At 70.9% G+C, this 15,766-nt stretch carries 17 protein-coding genes; 11 read left to right on the top strand and 6 right to left on the bottom strand.

Going from position 1 to position 15,766, the window contains the following annotated elements:
- The 5 genes from AC3A6X_RS24480 to AC3A6X_RS24500 all read right to left on the bottom strand — a co-directional run bounded on the left by AC3A6X_RS24480 (position 1) and on the right by AC3A6X_RS24500 (position 5,772).
- Positions 1 to 483, bottom strand: coding sequence for a tetratricopeptide repeat protein (locus AC3A6X_RS24480; protein ID WP_487844630.1), 483 nt, complete (start codon positions 481 to 483; stop codon positions 1 to 3).
- Positions 484 to 487: 4 nt separating this feature from the next.
- Positions 488 to 1,006: a tetratricopeptide repeat protein gene (locus tag AC3A6X_RS24485; RefSeq protein WP_487844631.1), complete on the bottom strand. Its 519-nt coding sequence runs from the start codon at positions 1,004 to 1,006 to the stop codon at positions 488 to 490.
- 107 nt (positions 1,007 to 1,113) lie between these two features.
- Positions 1,114 to 2,226 (bottom strand): alpha/beta fold hydrolase, encoded by a 1,113-nt coding sequence (locus AC3A6X_RS24490; protein WP_487844632.1) that lies wholly within the window; start codon positions 2,224 to 2,226, stop codon positions 1,114 to 1,116.
- A gap of 80 nt (positions 2,227 to 2,306) precedes the next feature.
- A complete protein-coding gene (locus tag AC3A6X_RS24495; protein WP_487844633.1) occupies positions 2,307 to 3,353 on the bottom strand; it encodes a DUF72 domain-containing protein in 1,047 nt (348 codons plus the stop codon).
- 148 nt (positions 3,354 to 3,501) lie between these two features.
- Positions 3,502 to 5,772, bottom strand: coding sequence for a glycoside hydrolase family 3 N-terminal domain-containing protein (locus tag AC3A6X_RS24500; RefSeq protein WP_487844634.1), 2,271 nt, complete (start codon positions 5,770 to 5,772; stop codon positions 3,502 to 3,504).
- A 79-nt stretch (positions 5,773 to 5,851) separates the two neighbouring features.
- Between AC3A6X_RS24500 and AC3A6X_RS24505 the strand changes: the two genes are divergently transcribed.
- The 8 genes from AC3A6X_RS24505 (at position 5,852) to AC3A6X_RS24540 (ending at position 12,204) form a co-directional block, all read left to right on the top strand.
- A complete protein-coding gene (locus tag AC3A6X_RS24505; RefSeq protein ID WP_487844635.1) occupies positions 5,852 to 7,327 on the top strand; it encodes a sensor histidine kinase in 1,476 nt (491 codons plus the stop codon).
- Positions 7,324 to 7,950: a response regulator transcription factor gene (locus AC3A6X_RS24510; protein ID WP_487844636.1), complete on the top strand. Its 627-nt coding sequence runs from the start codon at positions 7,324 to 7,326 to the stop codon at positions 7,948 to 7,950. The genes AC3A6X_RS24505 and AC3A6X_RS24510 overlap by 4 nt, the downstream gene beginning before the upstream one ends.
- A gap of 118 nt (positions 7,951 to 8,068) precedes the next feature.
- Entirely contained in the window at positions 8,069 to 8,587 is a 519-nt protein-coding gene (locus AC3A6X_RS24515; RefSeq protein WP_487844637.1) for a GlcG/HbpS family heme-binding protein, read from the top strand.
- A gap of 5 nt (positions 8,588 to 8,592) precedes the next feature.
- Positions 8,593 to 9,291 (top strand): ankyrin repeat domain-containing protein, encoded by a 699-nt coding sequence (locus AC3A6X_RS24520; protein ID WP_487844727.1) that lies wholly within the window; start codon positions 8,593 to 8,595, stop codon positions 9,289 to 9,291.
- Between the two features lie 45 nt (positions 9,292 to 9,336).
- Positions 9,337 to 9,984, top strand: a complete 648-nt coding sequence (locus AC3A6X_RS24525) for an FMN-binding negative transcriptional regulator (RefSeq protein ID WP_487844638.1) — start codon at positions 9,337 to 9,339, stop codon at positions 9,982 to 9,984.
- A 3-nt stretch (positions 9,985 to 9,987) separates the two neighbouring features.
- Positions 9,988 to 10,197 (top strand): hypothetical protein, encoded by a 210-nt coding sequence (locus tag AC3A6X_RS24530; protein WP_487844639.1) that lies wholly within the window; start codon positions 9,988 to 9,990, stop codon positions 10,195 to 10,197.
- A gap of 10 nt (positions 10,198 to 10,207) precedes the next feature.
- Positions 10,208 to 11,263 carry a tRNA adenosine(34) deaminase TadA gene (gene tadA, locus AC3A6X_RS24535; protein WP_487844640.1) on the top strand — a complete coding sequence of 352 codons (1,056 nt, stop codon included), beginning with the start codon at positions 10,208 to 10,210 and terminating at the stop codon, positions 11,261 to 11,263.
- Positions 11,260 to 12,204, top strand: a complete 945-nt coding sequence (locus AC3A6X_RS24540; RefSeq protein WP_487844641.1) for an LD-carboxypeptidase — start codon at positions 11,260 to 11,262, stop codon at positions 12,202 to 12,204. The genes tadA and AC3A6X_RS24540 overlap by 4 nt, the downstream gene beginning before the upstream one ends.
- Positions 12,205 to 12,265: 61 nt before the next feature.
- Here AC3A6X_RS24540 and AC3A6X_RS24545 read toward each other — a convergent pair whose 3' ends face one another.
- Positions 12,266 to 12,523 carry a hypothetical protein gene (locus AC3A6X_RS24545; protein WP_487844642.1) on the bottom strand — a complete coding sequence of 86 codons (258 nt, stop codon included), beginning with the start codon at positions 12,521 to 12,523 and terminating at the stop codon, positions 12,266 to 12,268.
- Between the two features lie 377 nt (positions 12,524 to 12,900).
- Here AC3A6X_RS24545 and AC3A6X_RS24550 point away from each other — a divergent pair, with 377 nt between their 5' ends.
- The 3 genes from AC3A6X_RS24550 (at position 12,901) to AC3A6X_RS24560 (ending at position 15,668) form a co-directional block, all read left to right on the top strand.
- Positions 12,901 to 13,848 (top strand): adenylate/guanylate cyclase domain-containing protein, encoded by a 948-nt coding sequence (locus AC3A6X_RS24550; RefSeq protein ID WP_487844643.1) that lies wholly within the window; start codon positions 12,901 to 12,903, stop codon positions 13,846 to 13,848.
- A gap of 103 nt (positions 13,849 to 13,951) precedes the next feature.
- Entirely contained in the window at positions 13,952 to 15,340 is a 1,389-nt protein-coding gene (locus AC3A6X_RS24555) for a phenylacetate--CoA ligase family protein (protein ID WP_487844644.1), read from the top strand.
- Between the two features lie 109 nt (positions 15,341 to 15,449).
- A complete protein-coding gene (locus AC3A6X_RS24560) occupies positions 15,450 to 15,668 on the top strand; it encodes a hypothetical protein (RefSeq protein ID WP_106558787.1) in 219 nt (72 codons plus the stop codon).
- Positions 15,669 to 15,766 lie beyond the last annotated feature (98 nt).

Below are 15,766 nucleotides of genomic sequence, written 5' to 3' on the forward strand. Positions count from 1 at the left end.
CTACTCCTCGGGCACGTATTTGATGCCGGCCGCCTTGTCCGCCTTGTACTTGTCGATGGCCTTCGACAGGTCCTCCAGCTCCTCGCAGGGCGGGGCGCACAGGCGCGTCAGCCGCTCGCGGCGCTCCTCGGCCTTGGGCAGGTCGTCCAGGATGAGATAGAGCTCGCCGGAGTACTCCAGCGCGCCGCGGTGGTTGGGATCGATGCGCAGCGCCGTGTCGTAGAAGCGCTCGGCCGATGCGTAGTCGGGCGTCTTGCTCTTGCGCAGGCTGTAGCCCATCAGGTTGTTCCAGTCGGCGTTGCCCGGGTCGTTGACCCGCTTGAGCTCGGTGATCGCGCGCGACCAGTTCTTGGCCTCGATCTGCGAGCGGGCCGCTGCCAGCTTGAGCGCGGGCGGCGTGGACTCGTTGTCCGCGGCGATGGCCGGGTGGAGGAAAGTCGCGGCCAGCGCCGCGCAGGCGAGGAGACGTTGGGCGAGGTTCATCCGCTCATTGTGCAGCGCGCGCGCTGGTTTGCGCAGGCTCCTCGGGCTCCGGCACGTACTTGTTGCCGGCGGCCTTGTAGCGCGCGATCGCCTGGGCCAGCCGGTCCTGCTCGAGGCAGGCGTTGTTGCACACCAGCTTCAGCGTGGTGAGGCGCTGCTCGGCCTTCGCCAGATTGTCCTGCATCAGGTAGAGCTCGCCGGAGTACGAGAGGGCGCCACGGTGGCTGGGCTCGATGCGCAGGGCGGCATCGTAGAAGCGCTCGGCCGCCGCGTAGTCGGGCTTCTTCGCCTTGCGATGGCTGAAGCCCATCAGGTTGTTCCAGTCGGGGTCGTTGGGGGCATTCACGCCCTGCAGCTCGGCGATGGCGCCCTTCCAGTCCTTGGCCTCGATCAGCGCCCGTGCGTTGGCGAGGCGGATCGAGGAGGGCAGGGAGGCCGAGTCGATGGCCTCTGCCGGCGGCGTTTGCAGCGCGAGCGTGGCAAGAAGGGTGACGGCGGCGAGGTGCAGGAGCCTGGTGGTCATGGCGAAATCCGGTCGATGCGATGGGAGGAGTCAGGCCGAGGATAGGCAGCGCCGCCCGCGCGGTCTTGAAGATTTGCGCCACGCGCACGCAGCCGGCCGCTGGGCGCTCAGGCGGTCAGCTTGCCGAAGCCCGAGTCGCGTGCCAGCACGATCGCGCGGCCGCGGCTGTCGACTTCCAGCTTGGCGAACACGCTGGTCAGTCGATTGCGCACGGTCTTCTCCGACAGGCCCAGCGTGGCCGCGATCTGGGCGTTGTCGCGGCCCTGGGCCAGCAGCTCGAGCAGCTCGCGCTCGCGCACCGTCAGCGTTTCGAACACCGCGGCGCGCGCAGGCGCCGCCTCGGCCAGGAAGCTGCGCACCTCGGCCAGCCAATGGGGCCAGCCGGGCTCGTGCTCCAGGACGAGGTGGTTGCCGCTGTCGATCGGCACGAAGCGCGCGCCGGGAATCGCGCTCGCGATCAGCCGCCCCTCGGCGAAGGGCACGCGGACGTCGCGCGTGCTGTGCAGCACCAGCGTGGGGCAGCGCACGTCGGCCAGACGGGCGACGACGTCGATGTTGTCGAACTCGCGCATGAAGCGCGCCGCGTTGGCCGGCGAGGTGGAGATGCGCTCCAGCTCGTTGAACCAGCGATGCTGCTGCGGCGTGCCGCCGGGGATGAACTGGCTGGTGAAGAACTGGCGGAAAGCGGTGTCCTGCTTGCCCCAGCCCAGCTCGGCCAGCTTGCGCATCATCTCGGCCTCCTCGCGCTGCTCGGGCGTGGGATTGCGCACCAGGCGACCGCGCGCGTAGCCGCCATGCAGCACCAGGTGGCTCACCCGCTCGGGATGCCGGGCCGCATAGGCGATGGCGATGGAGGCGCCCTGCGAGATGCCGAGCAGGCCGAAGCGCTCGGCGCCCAGCGCGTCGACCAGCGTCTCGAGGTCGCGCAGCCAGCTGTCGAAGCCGAGGTCCTCGACCTCCCAGTCCGACAGGCCGCAGCCGCGTTCGTCGTAGCGCACGAAGGTGGCATTGGCGGACAGCCCGTCGAGCAGGTGGCGCCACACCGGGCTTTCCCAGTCGAACTCGAGGTGCGAGAGCCAGGTGGCGGCCTTGATCAGCAGGGGGCCCTGGCCGGAGAAGGCATAGGCCAGCCGCACGCCGTCGTGGCCGCGCGCGAAGCGGATCTGCTGCCGGGCCGGCGCAGGCTGCTGACCGGGAGGTGGGTGGGGCGATTTCTGCACAGCCCTTAGTGAAGAACCTTTGCCCCGGCCGGTCAATAAACCAGATGGCCGGCCGCGAGGGCGGATCCGGGGCAGGCGCGCTATCGCGCCGCGAGCGCCTGCGCCAGCGCCAGCACCGACAGCGGTGCCGAGCCCTCGGCCTTGTTGTTGATCGCCACATAGGCCGCGTGGCCGGCGCCGGTGGTGCCGGCGATCACGCGGGCCAGGGCCTCGCGGGTCTCGAGGTCGGGATCGGCGATCCTGTCGAAGGGCTCGTAGAGCTTCTTCGCTTCCTCGTAGCCGTAGGCGCCGTGCAGGCGGTTCAGGTTCCAGCGGCACACCAGCGGGCCCGGCCACAGCGCGCGCAGCAGCGGCAGCTGCGCGGCAATCGGCGGCATCTTGGGATGCAGGCCCAGGCAGTAGGTGGCGCCGCAGTCGCGCAGCAGCTCGGCGAGGGCCGGCGTCAGCAGCTCGGGATTGCGCAGCTCGACCGCGATCACCCCGTCCGGCGCGGCAGGGCGAAGGGCAGGCAGCGCCTCCAGCATGCGGCGCAGGCGCTGCAGCAGGGCCGGCAGGTCGGCCCACATCGGCGCGGGCATCGGGCTCAGCTGGAACACCAGCACGCCGAGCTTCGCGCCCAGGCCGTCCAATGCCGGCTGCACGAACTCCTGCACCGCAAGGGCGGGATCGAGAAAGGCCGGGTTGGGCTGCATGCCGCGGCCCTCCTCGTCGCGCACCAGCGCATCGGCGACCAGGCCGGGCGCCTTCACGATGAAGCGGAAGTCCTCCGGCACCACCGCGGCATAGGCGGCGTACTGGCTGGCCGAGAGGGGGCGGTAGAAGCTGCGGTCCAGGCTGACGGTGCGGAAGAGGGGATGCTGCGCATAGGCGGCCAGGCCGTGTTTGGAGAGCACCGACTGCTCGTAGTCGCCGTCCCAGACCAGGCCGGACCAGCCGGGGAAAAACCAGGAGGAGGTGCCCAGGCGCAGTTGGGGCGGAAGGGCCTGCGCCAGGCTCTGCTGCGCCGGGTCGGGTGCGGCCGGCCGGACCTTGGGACCGCCGGCGGTTGCGCGCTTCCTTGGCGCGGGTGCGGGTGCGGGTGGCGGTGGGCCGGCTTCTTCCGGATCGTCGAACAGCGAGTCTTGCATGGTGGGGCTTCTCGATGCGCCCCATTCTCGGGGAGGCGACTGGAGGCCGAAGCGTTGTGCGCGCTTCGGAGGCTCGGTGCCGCTACCCCTGCCCTCCCCCGGAGAGGGAGGGAGCTTGAGCCCGCCTCAGGACCTTGCCGAGTGCGGGTCAGTCCGGCACCAGCGTCATGCTCGTGCGCAGCCCGCCCGTCGCCGAGGGCCCGACCCACAGGTCGAACTGGCCCGGTTCCACGGTCGGCGTCATGGACTGCCCGATGAACATCAGGTCGGCCCGCGTGAGCGTGAACTCGACCGTGGCCGACTGGCCCGCGGGGATGCGCAGCTTGCGGAAGCCCTTGAGCTCGCGCACCGGCCGCGTGATGCTGGCCGCGCGGTTGCCGATGTAGAGCTGCGCCACCTCTTCGGCATCGCGCTGGCCGGTGTTGGTGATGCGCGCGCGCACGGTGGTCGTGCCGTTCCAATCCAGGCGCGCGGGGCTGATCTCGAGCGCGTCGTAGCGCACCCGCGCATAGCCCAGGCCCTGGCCGAAGGCGAAGGCGGGATCGTTGCTCGCGTCCAGGTAGCGCGCCTTGTAGAAGGTGGCCGGCGCGTCGGCCAGCTGCGGCCGGCCGGTGCGCTTGTGGGCGTAGTAGTAGGGCACCTGGCCGGGCGTCTGCGGAAAGCTCACCGGCAGCCGGCCCGAGGGATTGATATCGCCGAACAGCACGTCGGCGATGGCGGGCCCGGTCTGCGAGCCGAGGAACCAGGTGACCAGGATGGCGCGCGCATCGCGCACCGCGCCGCGCAGGGCCAGCGCGCGGCCGTTGCGCAGCAGCACCACCACCGGCTTGCCCGTGGCGGCGACGGCCTCGGCCAGCGCCTGCTGCGCTTCCGGAATCTCGATGTCGCTGCGTGAGCGGGCTTCGCCGGACATCTGCTCGTTCTCGCCGACGGACAGCAGCACCACGTCGGCCTCGCGCGCGGCTGCCACCGCTGCCGCGATGCCGCCGGGGATCGGCGTCTCCACGTTGGCGCCGCGCACCACCGTCAGCAGATCGGGCGAGGCGAGCGACTGCCGGATCGCCTGCTCGATGCCGGTGGGCGGCTGCTGGCCGGGGAAGATGCGCCAGGGGCCGAACAGGTCCTCGGCGCCGGCGAAGGGGCCGATCAGCGCGATGCGCTTGCCCGACTTCGGCAAGGGCAGCACGTCGTTCTCGTTGCGCAGCATGACGATCGAGCGGCCCGCCGCTTCGCGCGCGAGCACCTGGTGCGCGGCGGTGTCGAAGCGCGGGCCCGGCGTGTCCTCGAGGCCGCGGAAGGGATGGTCGAAGAGGCCGAGCCGCTGCTTGATCCGCAGCACGCGCCGCACCGCGTCGTCGAGCCGCGACATCGGCACCTCGCCCGCGTCGATCAGGCCGGGCAGGTACTTCATGTACAGCCCGCTCTGCATGCTGACGTCGGTGCCGGCCATGAAGGCGTGCTTGGCTGCCTCGCGCCCGTCGGCCGCGAAGCCGTGCGCGATCAGCTCCTCGTCGGCGGTGTAGTCCGAGACCACGAAGCCCTGGAAGCCCCACTCCTCGCGCAGCACGCCGGTCAGCAGCGCGCGGTTGGCGTTGGAAGGGATGCCGCCGATCTCGTTGAAGGCGCTCATGATCGACAGCGCGCCGGCATCGATGGCGGCGCGAAAGGGCGGCAGGTAGACCTCGCGCAGCGTGCGCTCCGAGAGATCGACCGCGTTGTAGTCCAGCCCGCCCTCGGCCGCGCCGTAGCCGGCGAAGTGCTTGGGCGTGGCCAGCATCGCGTCGGCACGGCCGAGCTCCGGGCCCTGGAAGCCGCGCACGCGCGCGGCCGCGAACTGCCGGCCCAGGAAGACGTCCTCGCCCGCGCCCTCGATGCCCCGGCCCCAGCGCGCATCGCGCGCGATGTCCACCATCGGTGCAAAGGTCCAGCGGAAGCCGTCGGCCGTGGCCTCTACCGCGGAGGCATGCGCGGTGCGCTCGGCCAGCGCCGGCTCCCAGCTCGCGGCCTCGGCCAGCGGCACCGGGAACACGGTGCGAAAGCCGTGGATGATGTCGGCGCCGAAGATGAGCGGGATGCCCAGGCGCGACTCCTTCACCGCCGCCTGCTGGGCGCGGCGCTTGCCTTCGAGGCCTTCGTTGTTGAAGAGGCCGGTCACGCGGCCGGCGCGGATCTGCGCCAGCTGCTCCTCCTCGCTCTGGCGCGCGCCCTGCGGGTTGGCCACCGTGTCGACGGCAGCGGGGGCATAGAGGCTCAGCTGGCCCACCTTCTCTTCCACCGTCATGCGCGCGATCAGCGACTCGATGCGCGCCAGCGACACCGGGTCGAGCCCGCCGGATGACAGGCGGGTGGCGCAGGCGCTGAGGAGGGAGAGGAGAAGAAGGGCGAGGGCGAGGCGGAAGGATCTGCTGCGAACGCTCATCGGCCCCATTGTCGCGTGCCTGGCCAATACACCCCCGCTTGCGTCGGGCATCGGAGCCGGCACGGGCACAATCCGCGCCATGAGGCAATGGTGGCGCACGCAGGCTGGCTGGTGGCTCGCAGGGCTGCTGCTCGCCGGCGCCGGCGCGGCCTGGATCGCGCGCGCCGAGCTGGCGCAGCTGCACGAGGACTTCGAGGTCAACGGCCGCATCGCGCACCGGCTCATGAGCCAGCAGGCGGTGCAGTACGACGCGGTACTGGCCACGCTGGCGCTGCTGGCGCCGGCGCCCGATGCCGAGCGGCCGGAGCAGCGGCTGTCGGCGGTCTATCCCTCGATCCTCGGCGTCGAGCGGCGCGAGGGCGGCGCGGCCTGGTCCGATCCCGCGCTCGCCGCTGCGGAGGCGAAGTCGCGCGAGCTCCGGCGCCCGGAGCTTGCGAGCCAGGACCTGGCGAAGGGCCGCTATCGGCTGGTGATCGGCGCCACGCCCGCCAGCTATGCGCTGGACATCGACCTTGCCGGCACCGTGCCTTCGCGCGACTGGCCGATGGACCCCAAGACCAGCCCGGTGCGCGTGGTGCTGGAGCGCGCGGGGCAGCAGTTCGTGGTGCAGCCCGGGCGTCCGGCGACGCCGCAGGGCTGGCCCTTTTCCTTCCGCAAGGCGCTGGCCTCGGACAGCCAGCCTTTCGACCTGGTGGCCGAGCGCCACGTGTCCTGGGGTGAGCTGCCCTGGCCCTGGATGCTGGCATGGGCCGGCGCCATGGGCGCGGTGCTTTGGGGCGCCCGCGCGCTGCAGCGCCAGCGCGTCGAGCGCCGGCGCGCGGAGGAGCTGCTTCGGCTGGGCCAGGTCGCCCGGCTCAATGCACTGGGCGAGCTCGCGGCCGGGATGGCGCACGAGCTCAACCAGCCGTTGACGGCGGTGCTGGCCAACACGCAGGCGGCACGCCGGCTGCTCGACGAGGACCCGCCCGAGCTCGCAACCGCGCGCGGTGCGATGCAGCAGGCGGCCGAGCAGGCGCGCCGTGCGGCCGACGTCGTGGGTCGCCTGCGCCGCGTGATCGAGCGTCCCGGCCAGGCCGGCGCCGCCAGGCCGGTGCCGCTGCAGGAAGCGGTGCGCAGCGCCCTGCACCTGCTGGCGCCGGAGTTCGACAAACGCGCGATCGCGCCGGTGCTCGAAGGCGCGCAGCAGGCGCCGGTCAGCGTGCAGGCCGAACCGGTGGCGCTGGAGCAGATCGTCCACAACCTGCTGATGAACGCGCTGCAGGCGCTCGACGAGCTGCCGGCCGGCGAGCGGCAGCTGCGGCTCGCGGTCGAGCGCCAGGGCGCTCAGGGCGTGCTGCGCGTGAGCGACAACGGCCGTGGCATCGCGCCCGAGCTGCTGGCGCGCATCTTCGAGCCCTTCTTCAGCACGCGCGAAGGCGGGCTGGGCCTGGGACTGAGCCTGTGCGAGACGCTCGCCGGCGCGATGGGCGGCACGCTGGCCGCCGAGCCGGAGCTGCCGAGCGGCGCACGCTTCACGCTGCGGCTGCCGCTGGCGATGCAGGAAGGCCAGACATGACGAATGAGCCGCAGTCGCCGCTGGTCCACCTGATCGACGACGACCAGGCGGTGCGCGAAAGCCTGGCCCTGCTCATCGGCACGGTGGGCCTGCGCACCGAGAGCTGGTCGGACCCGCAGGCCTTCATCGCCGGCTTCGACCGCAGCGGCATCGGCGCCATCGTGCTCGACGTGCGCATGCCCGGCATCAGCGGGCTGGCGGTGCTCGACACGCTGGTCGCGCAGGGCGTGGACCAGCCGGTGATCATGCTGACCGGCCACGGCACGGTGGAGATGTGCCGGCGTGCCTTCAAGGCCGGCGCGGCGGAGTTTCTCGAGAAGCCGGTCGACGACGAGCAACTGCTCGAAGCCCTGCAGCAGGCGGTGCGCCAGCATGTGCGCTCGCGCGAGCGGGCCCAGGCCGACCAGGCGGCGCGCGAGCGGCACGCGCAGCTCTCCGAGCGCGAGCGCGAGGTGCTGCGCTTCATCGTCGAGGGGCTGACCAACAAGGAGATCGCGCGCACGCTGGCGCTGTCGCCGCGCACGGTCGAGACCCACCGCGCCAACCTGTTCGCCAAGCTGGGCTGCGAATCGCTGGCGCAGCTGATCCGCCGTTACGCCACGCTGGCCGGCGACGCTCCGTAGTTCTACGGAGGCCGGGCGTAGCCGTACGAATGGCGGCGGCGGGGCGCGATTCCTACAGTGGCGGTGCGGCCGGCAAGGCGCCGGCGCATCACACCCAACCACCTTCGGAGAACTCTTCATGCATTCGTCCCTTCGCCTCGGCGCGCTCGCTCTCTCGCTCGCTTTCAGTGCGCTGAGCGTGCAGGCCCAGCAAGCCCCGGCCAGCGCCCCGGCCGTGCGCACCGAGCGCAACCTCTCGCTGGAGCTCGCGAACCAGATCGCCACGGCCACCGTGGCAGCCTGCGCGGCCAACGGCTACGCGGTCGCGGCGACCGTGGTCGACCGCGCCGGCGTCGTGCGCGCGGTGCAGCGCGCCGATACCGCGGGCTCGCACACCCTCGCGGCCAGCGAGCGCAAGGCCTGGACCTCGGCCTCGGCCAAGGCGCCCACGCTGGCGATGATGGAGAACGCGCAGAAGAACCCGGGCGCGGCCAACCTGGTGAACATCCCGGGCTTCCTGCTGCTCGGCGGCGGCGTGCCGGTCAAGGTCGGCAACGAGGTCATCGGCGCGGTCGGCGTCGGCGGTGCGCCGGGCGGGCACCTCGACGAGCAATGCGCCAACGCGGGCATCGAGAAGGTCAAGGCGCAGCTCGGTTGAATGCGATGAAGGCCGTGCATCGCTGGTGCCTTGCCGCCTTGGCTGCGCTCGCGATCGGCGCCGCAGCGCCGGTCGCGGCACAGGTCCCTCCCTCGGCAGCGGACGTGCTCGCCTACGAGGGCCTGCACCAGGCCGCGTGGCGCGGCGACCTGGCGCGCCTCAAGGCCTTGGTCGCGGCCGGGGCCGACCTGGAGGCGCGCGACGGCCGCGGCCGCACGGCCTTGCACGTGGCGACGCACGCGCGCCAGCGCGAGGCGATCCGCCAGCTCGCGCAGGCCGGCGCGAAGCTCGACGTGCTGGAGAACGACCGCTACGACGCGATCACCATCGCCGCCGTGGCCGACGACCCGGCCACGCTCTCGCTGCTGCTGTCGCTGGGCGCCAGCCCGCGCCAGACCACCAGCCGCTACGACGGCACCGCGCTGATCGCCGCCGCGCACCTCGGGCACGACGAGGTGGTGCGGCGCCTGATCGCGGCCGGCGCGCCGCTGGACCATGTCAACAACCTGCACTGGACCGCGCTGATCGAATCCATCGTGCTCGGCGATGGCGGGCCGCGGCACCAGCGCACACTGGCGGCGCTGGTCGATGCCGGTGCCAACCTGCAGCTGGCTGACCGGCAGGGCAACACGCCCCTGCGGCTGGCGCGCCAGCGAGGCTACGCGGCCATGGTCGACAAACTCAAGGCGGCCGGCGCGAAATAGTGCGCCTCGCGGACAATGGGCGCTCGCCACGAGGAGGTCCGCCCCATGTACATGCCGCCCCATTTCAACAGCCAGGACCGCGCCATCGCCGCGGAACTGATGCGCGCCCATCCCTTCGCCAGCCTGATCTCGACCGACGACGAGGGCCTGCCCTTCGTCACGCACCTGCCGCTGGTGCTGGATGACCGCGGCGAGGAGGGCGGCTTTGCGCTGCTGGGCCACTGCGCCAAGCCCAATCCGCAGTGGCGCCACCTGCAGGCGCGGCCCAAGGCGGTGGCGACCTTTCTCGGGCCGCATGCCTACATGTCGCCCTCGGTGTACCCGGACCTGGCGCGCGTGCCGACCTGGAACTACCTGGCCGTGCACTGCACCGTCGAGGCCCGCCTGATCGAGACGCCGGTCGAGAAGGACGCGCTGCTCAAGCGCCTGATCGGCGAGCACGAGCCGGCCTATGCGCAGCAGTGGCGCGACCTGGGCGAGGAGTTCCAGCTCAAGATGCTGGGCGGCATCGTCGGCTTCGAGCTGCAGGTGACGCAGCTGCAATGCAAGCTCAAGCTCAACCAGCACCGGCGCGAGGCGCATGCCGCGACGTACGCGCGCTACAGCACGGGCACGCCGGACGAGCAGGCGCTGGCAGCCTGGATGCAGCGGCTCGGCATGAAGACCGATGCAGCGCAGGCGCAGGAGAACTGAAGGATGCGCGCGCTCGGATTGATCGGACTGGTGCTCGCCCTCGTGATCGTCGGCGTGCTCGTCAAGAAGCAGATGGGCGGCATGGCCGGCGGCGCACCGGCTGTCGATGGGCGTGCGCCGGTGTCGCAGCCCCGGCAGGTCCAGCAGCAGTTCCAGCAATCGCTGGACGCCGCGATGCAGCAGCCGCGCCCGGTCCCCGATGACGCCAAGTGACGAGCATTGGATGCGCCTCGCGCTCGACGAGGCGGGCCGCGCCGCAGAAGCCGGGGAGGTGCCTGTCGGCGCCGTGCTCGTGAAGGAAGGCCGGCTGGTCGCCACCGGGCGCAACGCGCCGGTCGCGTCCAGCGACCCCAGCGCCCATGCCGAGATGAATGCGCTGCGCGCGGCCGGCGTGGCGCTGGGCAACTACCGGCTCGACGGCTGCGAGCTCTACGTGACGCTGGAGCCGTGCGCGATGTGCGCGGGCGCCTTGCTGCACGCGCGGCTCGCGCGGGTGGTGTTCGGCGCAGCCGATCCGAAGACCGGCGCGGCCGGCTCGGTGCTCGACCTGTTCGCCCTGCAGCAGCTCAACCACCGCACCCAGGTGCAGGGAGGCGTGCTCGCGCCCGAGTGCCAGGCGCTGCTGCAGGATTTCTTCAAGGGCCGCCGCAGCGCAGCGCGCGAGGCGGCCGAGCCTTTGCGCGACGATGCGCTGCGCACGCCTGCCGAGCGCTTCGATGCACTGGCGGACTATGCCTTTGCGCCTCACTACGTCAGCGACCTGCCCGGCCAGCAGGGCTGGCGCATGCACTACATCGACGAAGGGCCGGCCGACGCCGGCTGGGCCTGCCTGTGCCTGCACGGGCCGGGCGAGTGGAGCTACTTCTTCCGGCACCTCGCGCGCGAGCCCGGGCTGCGCGTCCTGGCGCCGGACCTGATCGGCTTCGGCCGCAGCGACAAGCCCAAGCGCGAGGCGGTGCATCGCTGGGACTGGCACTGCGCCTTGCTGCTCGAATGGCTGGAGCGGCTGGCGCCGGGCCCGCTCGCGCTGGTGTACAGCGCCGGCGCCGCCGAGCTCGCGACGCTGCTCACGCAGGCCGCGCCGCAGGGCTTCGGCCTGGCGCTGGCCGCGCCCGATGGCCACGGAGATGCGGCGGCCGCCTGGCGCGTGCCTTTTCCCGACCGCGGCTACGAGGCCGCCTTGCGCGCGCTCGGCCCCATTCCCCAGGAGGTCTCCGGCCCCACCCCCGAGCAGGCCTCGCTGATCGCCCGAGAGGCAATGGGATACTTCGGCCCGTGAAGAAGAAGCACATCTACATCTACTCCCCCTCCAGCGCCGTGCGCGACAAGGCCGCCTTCCGGCGCGGCGTCAAGCGGCTGCAGGCGCTGGGCCACGAGGTCGAGGTCGACGAGGCCACGCTGGACACGCATCAACGCTTCGCGGGCGACGACGCGACCCGCCTGGCGGCCATCGCCCGCGCCGCGGCCAGCCGGGCCGACGTGGCGCTGATCTCGCGCGGCGGCTACGGCCTCACGCGCATCCTCGACGCCATTCCCTACAAGGCGGTCGCCAAGGCCATCGAGCGCGGCACCGAGTTCGTCGGCCTGAGCGACTTCACCGCGCTGCAGAGCGCGCTGCTGGCCAAGACAGGCGCGGTGAGCTGGCAGGGCCCCGCGGTGGGCGAGGACTTCGGCGCCGAGGACGGCGCCGATGACATCATGGAAGCCTGCTTCGACGACTTGCTGCACGGCCAGGGCGAAGGCACCGGATGGCGCGTGCCCAAGCGCGACGCCGAGGCGCTCTCCGGCTTTCGCGGCCTGCATGGCGCCACGCTGTGGGGCGGCAACCTCTGCGTGCTCGCGAGCTTGTTGGGCACGCCGTACTTCCCGGCGATCGACAAGGGCGTGCTCTTCCTGGAAGACGTGAACGAGCACCCCTACCGGGTGGAGCGCATGCTCGACCAGCTGCGCCATGCCGGCGTGCTGGCGCGCCAGAAGGCCGTGCTCTTTGGCCAATTCACCGGGGCGCGCAAGGTGCCGCACGACCGGGGCTTCGACCTGCAGACGGTGGTCGCGCGGCTGCGCACGCTGATCAAGGCGCCGGTGCTCACGGGCCTTCCCTTCGGCCATGTCCCGACCAAGGTGCTGCTGCCCGTCGGCGCCCAGGTCGAGGTCGCAGCCGATGGGCGCGACGTCTTCATGGTGTGGGGCCACCGGCGCGCGCACTCGCACGCCCACTGAACACGCGCGCAAAAACAAAAGCCGCTGCACGGGCAGCGGCTTTTGCGGGAGCTGAGAGCGCTCAGGTGGTGATGCGGTGATGCGGCCGCGGCACCATCGCGCCGGGCAGGCCACCCTTGAACAGGCGGTTGATCTGGCGCATCTGGCGCCGGGCGGCGGCCTCGCCATCGACCGCGCTCAGGGCGGTCAGCACGTCCTGACGCAGGTACCAGAGCGCTTCCAGATCGCCGGCGAACCGAACGCGCTGGGCCACGCGCTGGGCGCCATGGCCGCCATGGTTCTGCAACAGCGCCAGCATGGCAGTGCGAATCTGTCCCATTTGGCGGTCCGACGAACGGCGCAAGCCCAGAACCGGGAACGACAGAACGCGAAGAATACTTTGGATTAATGCCATGTGACGAAGGCAGTTGCCAGGAGCCCAGAGGATTACAACGTTAAGGCCGAGAATCTCGCCGCACAAGGGTGGTCGTCAGATTTCATGATCAAAAACAACATACTTCACAAATTTCTTCATGCACTGGACGAAGAAGTGATACATAAGTTGTAATGACAACATTCATCGTACATACCAACATTGTTTCCGGATGAAAATGCAATTCGCCCGGCGCGGCAATGGATTGGATTGAATCCTCTCCGGAGCGTTTGCGCCGTGCTTTGCCATAATCCTTTCGGCGCGAGCTACCAAAAATTGCACAAATGACCGGTCATCCCACTGTCGTTTTCGCCGACCTGACGGGGAGCACGCGGGTCTTCGAGGCCATGGGCAATGCCAGGGCCACGGAAACCGTGACCCGGCTGATCCAGTGGATCGGCGGCGTCTGCGAGGCGCACAGCGGCCGTGTCGTCAAATCGCTCGGTGATGGCGTGTTTGCAATATTTACCAACGGCATCAACGCCACCCGCGCCGTGCTCGAGCTCCAGCGCAACCACCAGAAGCGCCTGCAGACCTGGCCGGCCCCGCTGCGCATGGAACTGCAGATCGGCGTGGCGAGCGGCGATGTGGTCGAGGTCGACGGCGACTGCTATGGCGATGCCGTCAATCTGGCGTCCCGGCTCAGCGACCTGGCCGGCCCGAGCCAGATCTGGGCCACCGAATCGGTCATCGACCAGTTGCAGGGCGGCGAGGTGCGGCATCGCAGCCTCGGCCCGATCAATATCCGCGGCAAGAACGAGATGCCGGTGGTGCACCGCATCGACTGGCAGGACGAGGTGACCGAATTCCTCACCATGCCGGCCTCGCTCCCCGTGTCCGCGCGCGTGGCCGATTCCACCTTCGGGCAGATCGAGCTCGCCTGGCTCGATGTGCGCTCCATGTTCCGAGCCGCCGAGCTGCCCATCCACCTGGGCCGCGTGGACGAGGCGCAGTTCGTCGTCAACGATCCGCGCGTGTCGCGCCTGCACGCGCGCATCGAGGCGCGGCAGGGCAGCTGCGTGCTGGTCGACATCAGCACCTACGGGACCTGGGTCCGCTTCCACGGCACTGCCGGCGCGAGCGGCGAGATCGCGCTGCGGCGCGACGAATGCGTGCTGCACGGCAGCGGCGAAATCGGGCTGGGCGCGCCGCTGAGCGACTTCAGCGCACCGACCATCTCCTTCAACACCACTGGCGGCAACGTGCTGCTCGCGCGGCGCGAAGCGCGCTGACTGACGGCGGCAGCGGCGGGATTGCCCGCCGCGGCGCGCTGATATTCCTTGGCAAGCCGGGCGCCTGCGTCCACTATGGCGGGTTCTGCCTTTCGCTTTGCCCATGCTGCCGCCCTTCGATCCCTGGCTGACGAGCCGCATCGCCCTCGATGCGGCCGCGGCCTCGCATGCCGGCGCGCAGGGGCTGGCCGAGCGGCAGGCGCGGCGGCTGACCGATCTTTTGCGCGCCGCCGTGCGCGGATCTGCCTTCTATCGCCAGCGGTTCCAGGGGCTGGACCCTGCCCACGCGCGGCTGGACGAGCTGCCGGTCGTGCGCAAGGCCGAGCTGATGCACGCCTTCGACGACTGGGTCGCCGACCCGGCGCTGCGCCTCGATGCGCTGCGGCGCTTCACGGCCGACCGCTCCCGCATCGCCGATCCCTTCGCTGGCCGCTACGTGGTCTGGGAGAGCTCGGGCAGCAGCGGCGAGCCGGGCATCTTCGTGCAGGACGCCCACGCCATGGCGGTCTACGACGCACTGGAGGTCCTGCGCCGCCCGGCGGCGCGCTCGTTGGAGCGCCTGATGAATCCTTGGGGGCTGGGCGAGCGCATCGTCTTCGTCGGGGCGACGGGCGGGCATTTCGCGAGCACGGTCTCGATCGAGCGCCTGCGGCGCCTCAACCCGGCCCTCTCGATGAGCCTGCGCAGCGTCTCCTTTTTGCAATCGTCCGCGGCGTTGGCGGCCGAGCTCGACGCCCTGCGGCCCACCGTCGTCACCACCTATCCCAGCGTGGCGCTGCTGCTAGCCGAGGAGCGCCTGGCCGGCCGGCTGCATGCGGTGCCGCGGGAGATATGGACCGGCGGCGAGGCGCTGTCGGCGACGCGGCGCGGCTTCGTACAGCAGGCGCTGGGCTGCCCGGTGATCGACAACTACGGCGCCTCGGAATTCCTCACCCTGGCCAGCGAATGCCGCCAGGGCCGGCTCCATCTCAACAGCGACTGGGCGATCCTCGAGTCGGTGGATGCGCAGGGGCGTGCGGTCCCGCCAGGCGAGTTCGGGGCGAACTCGCTGTTGACCAACCTCGCCAACCATGTGCAGCCGCTGATCCGCTACGAGCTCGGGGACCGCGTACGGCAGGACCCCGCGGCTTGCCCCTGCGGCTCGGCCTTGCCCGTGATCGAGGTGGAAGGCCGCAACGACGACGCGCTGCGCCTCGGCCGACCGGGCGAGCGCGCCGTGTACGTGCCCCCGCTGGCGGTGAGCACGGTGCTGGAAGACGATGCGGGCCTCTTCGATTTCCAGCTGGTTCAGCAAGGCCCCTGCGAGCTGCTCCTGCGCACCGGCCTGCAAGGCAAGGCGGCGGTCGACGGCCTGCGGCGCGCGCGCATCGCGCTGTCGGCCTACCTGCTGCGCCTGGGCGCCGACGGCGTGCACATCCACTGCAAGAGCGGCGAGCGCGAATGCCGCGGCGCCAGCGGCAAGGTGCAGCGCGTGCGGGTCGAAACGGCTTGATGCGGTGGAAGGCATCCACTAGGCTTCATGTTTCGACTCGGCGCAAGGCGGCGCGGCCTTGTGAGCCAAACGACTGCTTTCGATTCAAATTCCATGGAGACCCTCCGTCATGACCATTGCCTCCGCCGCCGACCTGCCCAATAGCGCTTACGGCAGCTTCCAGCCGGTTCTCGACTTGCAGGCCGCCATCATCCAAAGCCTGATGCAGGCGCAGCAGATCCAATTGCAAATGCTGACCGCCTGGCAGCGGCCCTTCGCAGCCGTCAACCAGGAGCTTTGGGACCAGTGGGTCGTCCACTTCGGCGGCGGCGTGCCGCTGGACGGTTAACCGCTGCGGCGGCGCCAACGGGTCGCCAGTTCCTCGTCGACTAGGGTTTTTACCTAGATCCAGGCCCTCAAGTTCCGCAGCTTGCCTGCCGATAAGCC

This window comes from Variovorax sp. Soil_C_12 (genome assembly GCF_057657375.1).

Excerpts from the sequence above, each read along its gene's own strand:
- AC3A6X_RS24480 (WP_487844630.1), bottom strand. The coding sequence starts at position 483 with ATGAACCTCGCCCAACGTCTCCTCGCCTGCGCGGCGCTGGCCGCGACT.
- AC3A6X_RS24485 (WP_487844631.1), bottom strand. The coding sequence starts at position 1,006 with ATGACCACCAGGCTCCTGCACCTCGCCGCCGTCACCCTTCTTGCCACG.
- AC3A6X_RS24495 (WP_487844633.1), bottom strand. The coding sequence starts at position 3,353 with ATGCAAGACTCGCTGTTCGACGATCCGGAAGAAGCCGGCCCACCGCCA.
- AC3A6X_RS24500 (WP_487844634.1), bottom strand. The coding sequence starts at position 5,772 with ATGAGCGTTCGCAGCAGATCCTTCCGCCTCGCCCTCGCCCTTCTTCTC.
- AC3A6X_RS24505 (WP_487844635.1), top strand. The coding sequence starts at position 5,852 with ATGAGGCAATGGTGGCGCACGCAGGCTGGCTGGTGGCTCGCAGGGCTG.
- AC3A6X_RS24510 (WP_487844636.1), top strand. The coding sequence starts at position 7,324 with ATGACGAATGAGCCGCAGTCGCCGCTGGTCCACCTGATCGACGACGAC.
- AC3A6X_RS24515 (WP_487844637.1), top strand. The coding sequence starts at position 8,069 with ATGCATTCGTCCCTTCGCCTCGGCGCGCTCGCTCTCTCGCTCGCTTTC.
- AC3A6X_RS24520 (WP_487844727.1), top strand. The coding sequence starts at position 8,593 with ATGAAGGCCGTGCATCGCTGGTGCCTTGCCGCCTTGGCTGCGCTCGCG.
- AC3A6X_RS24525 (WP_487844638.1), top strand. The coding sequence starts at position 9,337 with ATGTACATGCCGCCCCATTTCAACAGCCAGGACCGCGCCATCGCCGCG.
- AC3A6X_RS24530 (WP_487844639.1), top strand. The coding sequence starts at position 9,988 with ATGCGCGCGCTCGGATTGATCGGACTGGTGCTCGCCCTCGTGATCGTC.
- tadA (WP_487844640.1), top strand. The coding sequence starts at position 10,208 with ATGCGCCTCGCGCTCGACGAGGCGGGCCGCGCCGCAGAAGCCGGGGAG.
- AC3A6X_RS24545 (WP_487844642.1), bottom strand. The coding sequence starts at position 12,523 with ATGGGACAGATTCGCACTGCCATGCTGGCGCTGTTGCAGAACCATGGC.
- AC3A6X_RS24550 (WP_487844643.1), top strand. The coding sequence starts at position 12,901 with ATGACCGGTCATCCCACTGTCGTTTTCGCCGACCTGACGGGGAGCACG.
- AC3A6X_RS24555 (WP_487844644.1), top strand. The coding sequence starts at position 13,952 with ATGCTGCCGCCCTTCGATCCCTGGCTGACGAGCCGCATCGCCCTCGAT.
- AC3A6X_RS24560 (WP_106558787.1), top strand. The coding sequence starts at position 15,450 with ATGACCATTGCCTCCGCCGCCGACCTGCCCAATAGCGCTTACGGCAGC.